8 protein-coding genes are annotated in these 7751 nt (G+C 67.8%); 4 read left to right on the plus strand and 4 right to left on the minus strand.

Translation table 11 applies throughout. From position 1 onward, the window contains the following. Window positions 1-48: 48 nt before the first annotated feature. The 4 genes from ACFV15_RS25340 to ACFV15_RS25355 all read right to left on the minus strand — a co-directional run bounded on the left by ACFV15_RS25340 (window position 49) and on the right by ACFV15_RS25355 (window position 4061). Entirely contained in the window at window positions 49-1308 is a 1260-nt protein-coding gene (locus tag ACFV15_RS25340; RefSeq protein WP_378353079.1) for an epoxide hydrolase family protein, read from the minus strand. A 56-nt stretch (window positions 1309-1364) separates the two neighbouring features. After that, window positions 1365-2165 carry a GNAT family N-acetyltransferase gene (locus tag ACFV15_RS25345; protein ID WP_378353080.1) on the minus strand — a complete coding sequence of 267 codons (801 nt, stop codon included), beginning with the start codon at window positions 2163-2165 and terminating at the stop codon, window positions 1365-1367. Between the two features lie 18 nt (window positions 2166-2183). Continuing rightward, window positions 2184-2843: a response regulator transcription factor gene (locus ACFV15_RS25350; protein ID WP_378353081.1), complete on the minus strand. Its 660-nt coding sequence runs from the start codon at window positions 2841-2843 to the stop codon at window positions 2184-2186. 75 nt (window positions 2844-2918) lie between these two features. Further along, the gene (locus ACFV15_RS25355; protein WP_378353082.1) at window positions 2919-4061 is read right to left on the minus strand and encodes a sensor histidine kinase; all 1143 of its coding nucleotides are present in this window, start codon (window positions 4059-4061) and stop codon (window positions 2919-2921) included. Window positions 4062-4194: 133 nt separating this feature from the next. Between ACFV15_RS25355 and ACFV15_RS25360 the strand changes: the two genes are divergently transcribed. From ACFV15_RS25360 to ACFV15_RS25375, 4 genes are read left to right on the plus strand one after another with little or no spacing between them, the layout of a single operon-like run. Continuing rightward, on the plus strand, window positions 4195-4707 hold the full coding sequence (locus tag ACFV15_RS25360) for a hypothetical protein (RefSeq protein ID WP_378353083.1): 513 nt from the start codon (window positions 4195-4197) through the stop codon (window positions 4705-4707). Further along, the gene (locus ACFV15_RS25365) at window positions 4697-5794 is read left to right on the plus strand and encodes a peptidoglycan-binding protein (RefSeq protein WP_378353084.1); all 1098 of its coding nucleotides are present in this window, start codon (window positions 4697-4699) and stop codon (window positions 5792-5794) included. The genes ACFV15_RS25360 and ACFV15_RS25365 overlap by 11 nt, the downstream gene beginning before the upstream one ends. Continuing rightward, window positions 5791-6483 carry an ABC transporter ATP-binding protein gene (locus ACFV15_RS25370; protein ID WP_378353085.1) on the plus strand — a complete coding sequence of 231 codons (693 nt, stop codon included), beginning with the start codon at window positions 5791-5793 and terminating at the stop codon, window positions 6481-6483. The genes ACFV15_RS25365 and ACFV15_RS25370 overlap by 4 nt, the downstream gene beginning before the upstream one ends. Continuing rightward, window positions 6480-7679: an ABC transporter permease gene (locus ACFV15_RS25375; RefSeq protein WP_378353086.1), complete on the plus strand. Its 1200-nt coding sequence runs from the start codon at window positions 6480-6482 to the stop codon at window positions 7677-7679. The genes ACFV15_RS25370 and ACFV15_RS25375 overlap by 4 nt, the downstream gene beginning before the upstream one ends. Window positions 7680-7751: the final 72 nt, after the last annotated feature.

A 7751-nucleotide genomic window follows, 5' to 3' on the forward strand; every position in this document is an offset into this window, starting at 1 on the left:
TGGTATGACCGGTTAGAACCGGTCATACCACTCACGACCCTCGAAGGCTCAGTGCTTGCGCAGTGGGCGGAAGGCCGCCCGGACTTCCCGGCTGAACAGCTCGGGTTCCTCCCAGGCCGCGAAGTGGCCACCCTTGTCGACCTCGTTGAAGTAGATGAGCTTGTGGTAGGCGCGTTCTGCCCAGCTGCGCGGCGCCCGGTAGATCTCACCGGGGAACACGGTCACGCCCGCGGGGATCGAGATGTCCACCGCGTTGAAGTTGTTCGCGTTGTTCTCCCAGTACAGCTGGGCGGACGAGATGGCCGTTCCGGTGAGCCAATACAGCGTGATGTCGTCGAGCATCTCGTCGCGCGTCAGTGAGCGCTCGGGCTCGCCGCCGCTGTAGGTCCACTGCGCGAACTTGTCGTACATCCACGCCGCCAGGCCGACCGGGGAGTCGAACAGTCCATAGCCGACGGTCTGCGGGCGGGTGACCATCATCGCCGAGTAGCCGGCGTTCTTGCGGTAGAACGCGTCGAGCGCGTCGAAGGCACGCTGCTCGTCCGGGGCCAGGTTCTTGGGCGCCGGGTCGCCGTTGTTGAGGATCTTGGCGATGTCCGGAGGGACCGTGGCAGGCATGTTGACGTGGATGCCCAGCAGGCCGGGAGGTGCCTGTGCGGCGAGCTTGTCGGAGATCACCGCGCCCCAGTCGCCGCCCTGGGAAACGTATTCGTGGTAACCGAGACGGCGCATCAGCTCATGCCAGGCGCGGGCGATGCGGTCCGGGTTCCAGCCCGGCGTGGTGGGGATCTCGGAGAAGCCGTAGCCGGGCATCGACGGGATCACGAGCTGGAACGCGTCGGAGGCCTTGCCGCCGTGCGCGGTCGGGTCGGTCAGCGGCCCGATCACCTTGAGCAGCTCGAAAATCGAGCCAGGCCAGCCGTGCGTGATGATCAACGGCAGCGCGTCGCGATGCGGCGACCGGACGTGCAGGAAGTGGATGTCCAAGCCGTCGATCCGGGTCTTGAACTGTGGGTACGAGTTGAGTCTCGACTCGGCCTTGCGCCAGTCGTATTTCGTGATCCAGTGTTCGGTCAGCGCGCGTAGCTTGGCCAGTCGCGCGCCTTGGGATTGATCGGAAACCGTCTCCTTGGCAGGCCAGCGGGTCGCCACCAGCCTGCGCTGCAGGTCGGCGAGCTGACCCTGGGGGATGGAGACCTTGAACGGCCTGATCGAACCGGCGGTTTCCGGTGCCGCTTCCGCGTGGCCTGTCAGCGGAATCGCGGCGAGAGCGGCGATCGAGGTGCCCAGAAAGCCCCGCCTTGGCATGGTGGCCATCGTGTTCGCCTTTCGTTGACGCTGGTAGCCGAATAGAGATTTGCCATCTAGCCTTTGAGGCTCAGGAAGCGCATGGGGGAGTTGGGTTTGAAGCCGATGCGCGGGTAGACGGGGGCGCCCGCCACGGTCGCGTGCAGTGTCGCGCGGGTCAGGCCGGTGGCGGCCGCGCCCTCGTACAGCGCCTTCCGGGTGACGGCCTCGCCGTAACCGCGCCGCTCCCACTCCGGGGCGGTGGCGACCAGCGCGACGAACAGGCAGCCGCCCGCGTCGACGGTCGCCGCGCATGTCACCGGGACGCCATCGCGCAGGCCGAGGTACGCGTACACGGCGTTCTTCCATCGCGCGCAGCCGACGAGCCCGTCACGCCCGGCTTCCAGCGGGAATCCATAGGCCCGCGAGTTGAGGTCCGCGTAGTCGCGCAGGTGTTCGTCGGTCGTCACGCGCACGAACGTCAGATCGGGATGGGCTGGCTCGGGCATGGGGGACAGGTCCGCGGCCATGCCGGTGCCGGGAAAAGCGTGCTTGAGGCCCGCTCGCTCGATCGCGTCGTCCAGGTTCGCGCGGGCCTCGTCTTGGAGCAGGTCCTCGAAAAGCCAGAGGAACCCGGGATAGTCCTTGGCGCGCATGATCTCCGCCGCCTCGACGAGGCGTTGCTCGACGACTTCGGGCCGCGCGCCGACCTCGGTCAGCGTGACGCAGTTCCAGAACGGGAATTGACAGTCCGCCCAGCGGACGGCGATGCCGGGCAGTTCACGCACATCGGCTTCCGAATCGCGATCCAGGATCATCGCGCGCCAGGCTATGACCAGTTGCTCCATCGATTCTATCGAGTCGGCGAGATCCGACATGAGAACTCCTCGCAGTGTTCAGGTGCGAAATCGGTAGCCGACTCCCGGAACGGTCTCGATGAGTCCGGGTTCGCCCAATTTCTTCCGCAATGTCATCACGGCGACCCGTACCGCGTTGGTGAACGGGTCGGCGTGCTCGTCCCACGCTTTTTCCAACAGCTCCTCACTGCTGACGACCGTGCCTTCCGCGCGCATCAGCACTTCGAGTACGGCGAATTCCTTGAGCGACAACGGAAGCAGCATGCCGTCGCGGGTCACCTGGTGACGGGGGAGGTCGAGACGTACCCCGCTCAGCTCCAGCACCGGGGGCAGCGCCCTCGGCGCGCGGCGCGCCAGCGCCTGGACCCTGGCGATGAGCTCGGCGAACGCGAACGGCTTGGTGAGGTAGTCGTCGGCGCCGAGGCCGAGACCCGTGATCTTCTCGGGCACCTCCGTGGCCGCGGTCAGCATGAGGACCCGGCCACCGTCGCCGCGTGACACCACGGCCCGGCAGACGTCATCGCCGTGCACGAGTGGCAAATCGCGATCGAGGACAATGACGTCATAGGCGTGCACGCTGATGTTCTCCAATGCCTGCGCGCCGTCGTAAGTGACATCGACCGCCATGGAGAAACGGCGCAGGCCTTCGGCGATACTGTCGGCCAGCACCTTCCTGTCCTCGACGACCAATACCCGCATTGCCACTCCGTTCTCTGGTGCCTGACCAATACTGCGACATGATGGATAAACGTGGGATAAGCGATCTGTCGACACTCAATTGCCCGGCAGGTCGACGGTGACGAGCAAGCCGCCGTCGCGGCCCGGTTCGGCGTGGACCGAGCCGTCGTGTGCTTCGGCGATCGCGCGCACGATCGAGAGGCCGAGCCCCGCGTGCGGGGAGTCGTCCGTGCGGTCCGGCGAGAGGCGGCGGAATGGCTCGAACAAGCCCGCCACCGCCTCCGGTGGCACGGGCGCGCCGGTGTTGCGCACCCGTAGCGCGTGGCTGTCGCCCACTTCGATGTGGACGGTGCCGCCCGGCAGGTTGTAGGCGAGCGCGTTGCGGACGAGGTTCGTCACCAGCACCTCGAGCAGCACCTGGTCACCGGTCACGGTGAGCGGCCGCAGGTCGGTGTGGATTTCGACGGTGCGCTCGGCCGCCTCCCCACCTGACTGGCCGACGACCGTGCGGGTGATCTCGTCGAACCTGATGGCCTCCCGCCGCTCGAGCCCGCGCTCGGAGTGGGCGAGCACGAGCAGGCCCGCGATGAGCCGCTCGCTCTCCTTCCCGGCTTTCAACAGCTCCGTGCCCAGTGCCGTGACCTGCGGAGATACCTCCGGATGTGCCATCGCCACCTCGATGAGCGTGCGCTGGATGGCGAGCGGCGTGCGCAGTTCGTGCGACGCGTTCGCCACGAAACGCTTCTGTGCGTCGAACGACTTGGCCAGCCGTTCCAGCATCTCGTCGAAGGTGTCCGCGAGCTCCTTGAGCTCGTCGGCCGGGCCGTCGAGGTTGATCCGCTGGTGCAGGTCGGCGGCGCTGAGCTCCCGCGCGGTCGCGGTGACGGTGTGCACCGGCCGCAGCGCCCGCGCGGCGATGAGCCAGCCGAACAGCGCGGCCAGCAGTGCCACGATGACCAGTGCGACCGCGGACTGCACGACCAAAGTGGACAGTGCGGACGAGCGGTAGTTGTCGATGGACTCGTTGATCAGCCTGAGCGACTCCGGGTCGACCTGGACGCGATCGGTGACGACCGCCCCCTCGGGCGCCATCATCTGCCTGGCGACGGCTCGGCCCATCGGCAGGTTCCGCTCGACGAGCAGGTAGTTGAGCGCCAGCAGAATCAACCCGGCCAGCAGGAAAAGCCCGCCGTAGAGCGCCGTGAGCCGGGTGCGCAGCGACACCATCCGGGTTTTCACGAAAAGGCCTCCACTCGTCTCGGATTCAGTATCCGCGCGCGGTCATAAGCAGCGTATAAGCCCGCTGCTTACCCGATCGATAACGGTGGTTCCGTAGAACATTTCCCGACAGCGAAAAGCAAGGAGCGGTGTTGTGCGTATCAAATACAAGTTCGTGCTCGGAATAGCCGCCGTGGCGACGATGCTGGCCGGTTGCTCGTCGGGCGGTGACGACGCGGGGAAGGTGGCCTCCGCGGGCGGATCGAGTTCGGCCGCTCCGGCTCCCGGCGGGGGCGGTGGTATCGACCAGGCGACCAAGGATCAGATGCTGGCCCGCGCGAAATGCATGCGTGAAAACGGCGTGAACATCCCCGATCCCACGTTCGACGGCGGCATGATGCCGAGGGAGATGATCCCCGACGGGGTGTCGGAGGAAACGTACAAAAAGGCGACCGAAGCCTGTGCGAAGTTCATGCCGGACGGCGGTTCCAAGGAAGATCAGGCGAAGGCGCTCGACAAATCCCGTGCCATGGCGAAATGCCTGCGTGAACACGGCATCGACACCGCTGACCCCGACGAGACCCACGGGCTCCAGATCGGCAAGCCGGGTGACGACCCGAAGGTGCTCGAAAAGGCGATGAAGGAGTGCGGGATCCATGTCGGATAGCGGTCCCGGCACCGTACGGCGCCGGGCGCGGGCCCGCTGGCTGCTCATCGGCCTGGTGGTGCTCGCGGTGGCCACGGTCGGCACCATCGTGGTGCTGACCAGGTTCACCGCGGGCGCCACCGGGGCGGCGAACACCGCCCCGCTGCCCGACCAGCTGGTCACGGTGCCCGTCACCAAGACCGATCTCGCCGAGCAGCAGGTGGTACAGGGCACGCTCGGCTACGGCGACGAGTTCGAGGTGACCGGCCACAAGGAGGGCACGGTCACCACGTTGCCCGCGCCGGGCACGCAGATCAAGCAGGGCGGCACGCTGTACACAGTGGACGCTGTGCCGGTACCGCTGTTCTACGGGCCGTTGCCGTTCTACCGGCCGCTGACCGAGGGCATGGACGACGGGCCCGACGTCAAGATCCTCGAGCAGAACCTCAAGGCGCTCGGGTTCGGCGTGGGAACGCCGGACACCAAGTTCACCCACCAGGACACCGTCATGATCAAGAAGTGGCAGAAGTCCTTGAAGATGCCGCAAACCGGTTCGATCGGCGTGGGTGACGTACTGGTGCAGCCCGGCCCGATCCGGACGGGCACGGCCACGGTCGCGCCCGGCGCGCCCGCGACCGGCCCGCTGTTCAAGGCGACCGGCACGGATCACCTGGTGAAGGTGCCGCTCACCGAGGCCAAGCAGAACCTCGCCAAGGAAGGCGACAAGGTCAGCCTCACCATCGGGGGCAAGACCGGCACCGGCAAGGTCCTGCTGGTCGCGAACGCACCCAGCGAAGACAAGAAGACGCCAGGTGCTGACGCCGGCGCGAAGGTCGTCGTGACCATCACGTTGGACGACCAGGCGGTCGCGGCGGGCCTCACCACGGGGTCGGCGTCGGTGACCTTCACGACCGGGGTGCGCAAGGGTGTGCTGACCGTGCCGGTCAACGCCTTGCTGGCGCTGGCCGAGGGCGGCAACGGCCTGGAGGTCGTGCAGGGCGGCAAGCATTCGATCGTCAAGGTCAAGACCGGCCTGTTCGCGGGCGGCAAGGTCGAGGTCGAAGGACCGGGGATCGCCGAGGGCACCCAGGTGGTGACCACCTCATGACGCCGGTGCTCAAAGTGCACGACGTGTCCGTCACGTATCCGGGCGGCGTCCGGGCGTTGCGGAACGTCTCGCTCACCGTCCACGAGGGCGAGCTGATGGCCGTGGTCGGCCCGTCCGGCTCGGGCAAATCGACGCTGCTGCAGCTGATGGGCACGCTCGACCGGCCGACGAGCGGCTGGATCGAGGTCAACGGGCTCGACGTCTCCCGGCTGCCGGACCGCGCGTTGTCGGCGGTCAGGTCGCGCTGGATCGGGTTCGTGTTCCAGCAGTTCTTCCTGGCCGAGGGCGTCTCGGCGGCTGGCAATGTCGCCACCGGCCTGATGTACGCGGGGGTGCCCCGCCGCAAGCGCAAGGAGCTGGCGATCGCGGCGCTGGAACGGGTCGGGCTCGGGCACCGGGCGGAGCACATGCCGCACGAGCTTTCGGGTGGCGAACGGCAGCGGGTGGCGATCGCGCGCGCCGTCGTCAACCGGCCGTCGATCCTGCTGGCCGACGAGCCGACCGGCGCGCTCGACACCGTCAACGGCGAGTCGATCCTCGCGCTGCTCGCCGAGCTGAGCGGGGACGGGACCACGGTCGTGCTGATCACGCACGACCGTGAGATCGCGGGCGCGGTGCCGCGCCAGATCGAGATCAGGGACGGCGTGCTGCGCCTCGACACCGGGACACCCGCGATGGTGACGCGATGAGCGAGCGCCCGACGCCGGCCAGGCTCGGCCCCGTCGACATGATGGTGCTCGGCTCGCACGGCATGCGCACCCGGCCGATGCGGGCCGTGCTGTCCGCACTGGGCATCGCTATCGGCATCGCGGCGATGGTCGCGGTGCTCGCGATTCCCGCGTCGAGTGCCAAGGCGTTGCAAGACCAGCTCGCCGCGCTCGGCACGAACCTGCTCAAGGCCGAACCCGGCGAGTCGTTCGCGGGCACGCCGGCGCCGCTGCCTTCGAACGCCGTCGACCTCCTGAAGCGCATCACCCCGGTCACCGGCGCGGCGGCCATCGGCGCGACCGGCGCGAAGGTGTACCGCTCCGACCACATCGCCCCCGCCGAGACCTCGGGTCTCAAGGTGCTCGCGGCGGACGCCAACCTGTTCGCCGAGATCAAGGCGACACTGGCGGCAGGCAAGTTCCTCGACGCCGCTGTGGGGAAACTGCCCGCGGCGGTGCTCGGCTCGGAGGCGGCGAAGCGCCTGGGCATCGGCTCCATCGATCCCCAGCACCCGCCGCAGGTGTGGATCGACGGCCAGTTCTTCACGGTCGTCGGGATCCTCGACCCGCTCCCGCTCGCGCCGGACGTCGAACGCGCGGTACTGGTCGGCTGGCAGGTCGCCACCGCCAAGCTCGGTTTCGACGGCAAGCCGACCATGATTTACGTCCACGCCAAGGATTCCCAGGTGGTCGCGGTCCAGTCGGTACTCGGCGCGACCCTGAACCCCGAGCACCCGAACGAGGTCAAGGTAAGCCGTCCCTCGGACGCGCTCGCCGCGAAGAACCTCGTGCAGAACTCTTACGACGCCCTGTTTCTCGGCCTCGGCGGAGTCGCACTGCTGGTCGGTGGCGTCGGCGTCGCGAACACGATGGTGATCTCGGTACTCGAACGCCGCCGCGAAATCGGGCTGAGACGGGCACTCGGCGCCACCCGCCGTCAGGTGTGGGGCCAGTTCGTCGCGGAGTCGATGCTGCTGTCCGCGCTCGGGGGCGCGGCGGGCGTGGTGATCGGGGTGCTGGCGACGGCGATTTACGCGCTGCTGCAAGGGTGGCCCGCGGTGATCCCGATCGAGACCTTGCTCGGCGGGGTCGGGTTGTCTCTGGTGGTCGGCGCGGTCGCGGGTGCCTACCCGTCGATGCGGGCCGCCCGGCTCCCGCCCACCCAAGCGCTGGCTTGAGTCGTGAGTGGTATGGCCGGTTCTAACCGGTCTAAACACCCACGAACCATGATCGCGTTTTGGCGCCGCGGG

The organism is Amycolatopsis sp. NPDC059657 (assembly GCF_042734395.1).
Lineage (GTDB): Bacteria > Actinomycetota > Actinomycetes > Mycobacteriales > Pseudonocardiaceae > Amycolatopsis.

What these genes read in the sequence shown, in the direction of transcription:
- ACFV15_RS25365 (WP_378353084.1), top strand. Translation starts at nt 4,697, where the DNA reads ATGTCGGATAGCGGTCCCGGCACCGTACGGCGCCGGGCGCGGGCCCGC.
- ACFV15_RS25350 (WP_378353081.1), bottom strand. Translation starts at nt 2,843, where the DNA reads ATGCGGGTATTGGTCGTCGAGGACAGGAAGGTGCTGGCCGACAGTATC.
- ACFV15_RS25370 (WP_378353085.1), top strand. Translation starts at nt 5,791, where the DNA reads ATGACGCCGGTGCTCAAAGTGCACGACGTGTCCGTCACGTATCCGGGC.
- ACFV15_RS25375 (WP_378353086.1), top strand. Translation starts at nt 6,480, where the DNA reads ATGAGCGAGCGCCCGACGCCGGCCAGGCTCGGCCCCGTCGACATGATG.
- ACFV15_RS25345 (WP_378353080.1), bottom strand. Translation starts at nt 2,165, where the DNA reads ATGTCGGATCTCGCCGACTCGATAGAATCGATGGAGCAACTGGTCATA.
- ACFV15_RS25340 (WP_378353079.1), bottom strand. Translation starts at nt 1,308, where the DNA reads ATGCCAAGGCGGGGCTTTCTGGGCACCTCGATCGCCGCTCTCGCCGCG.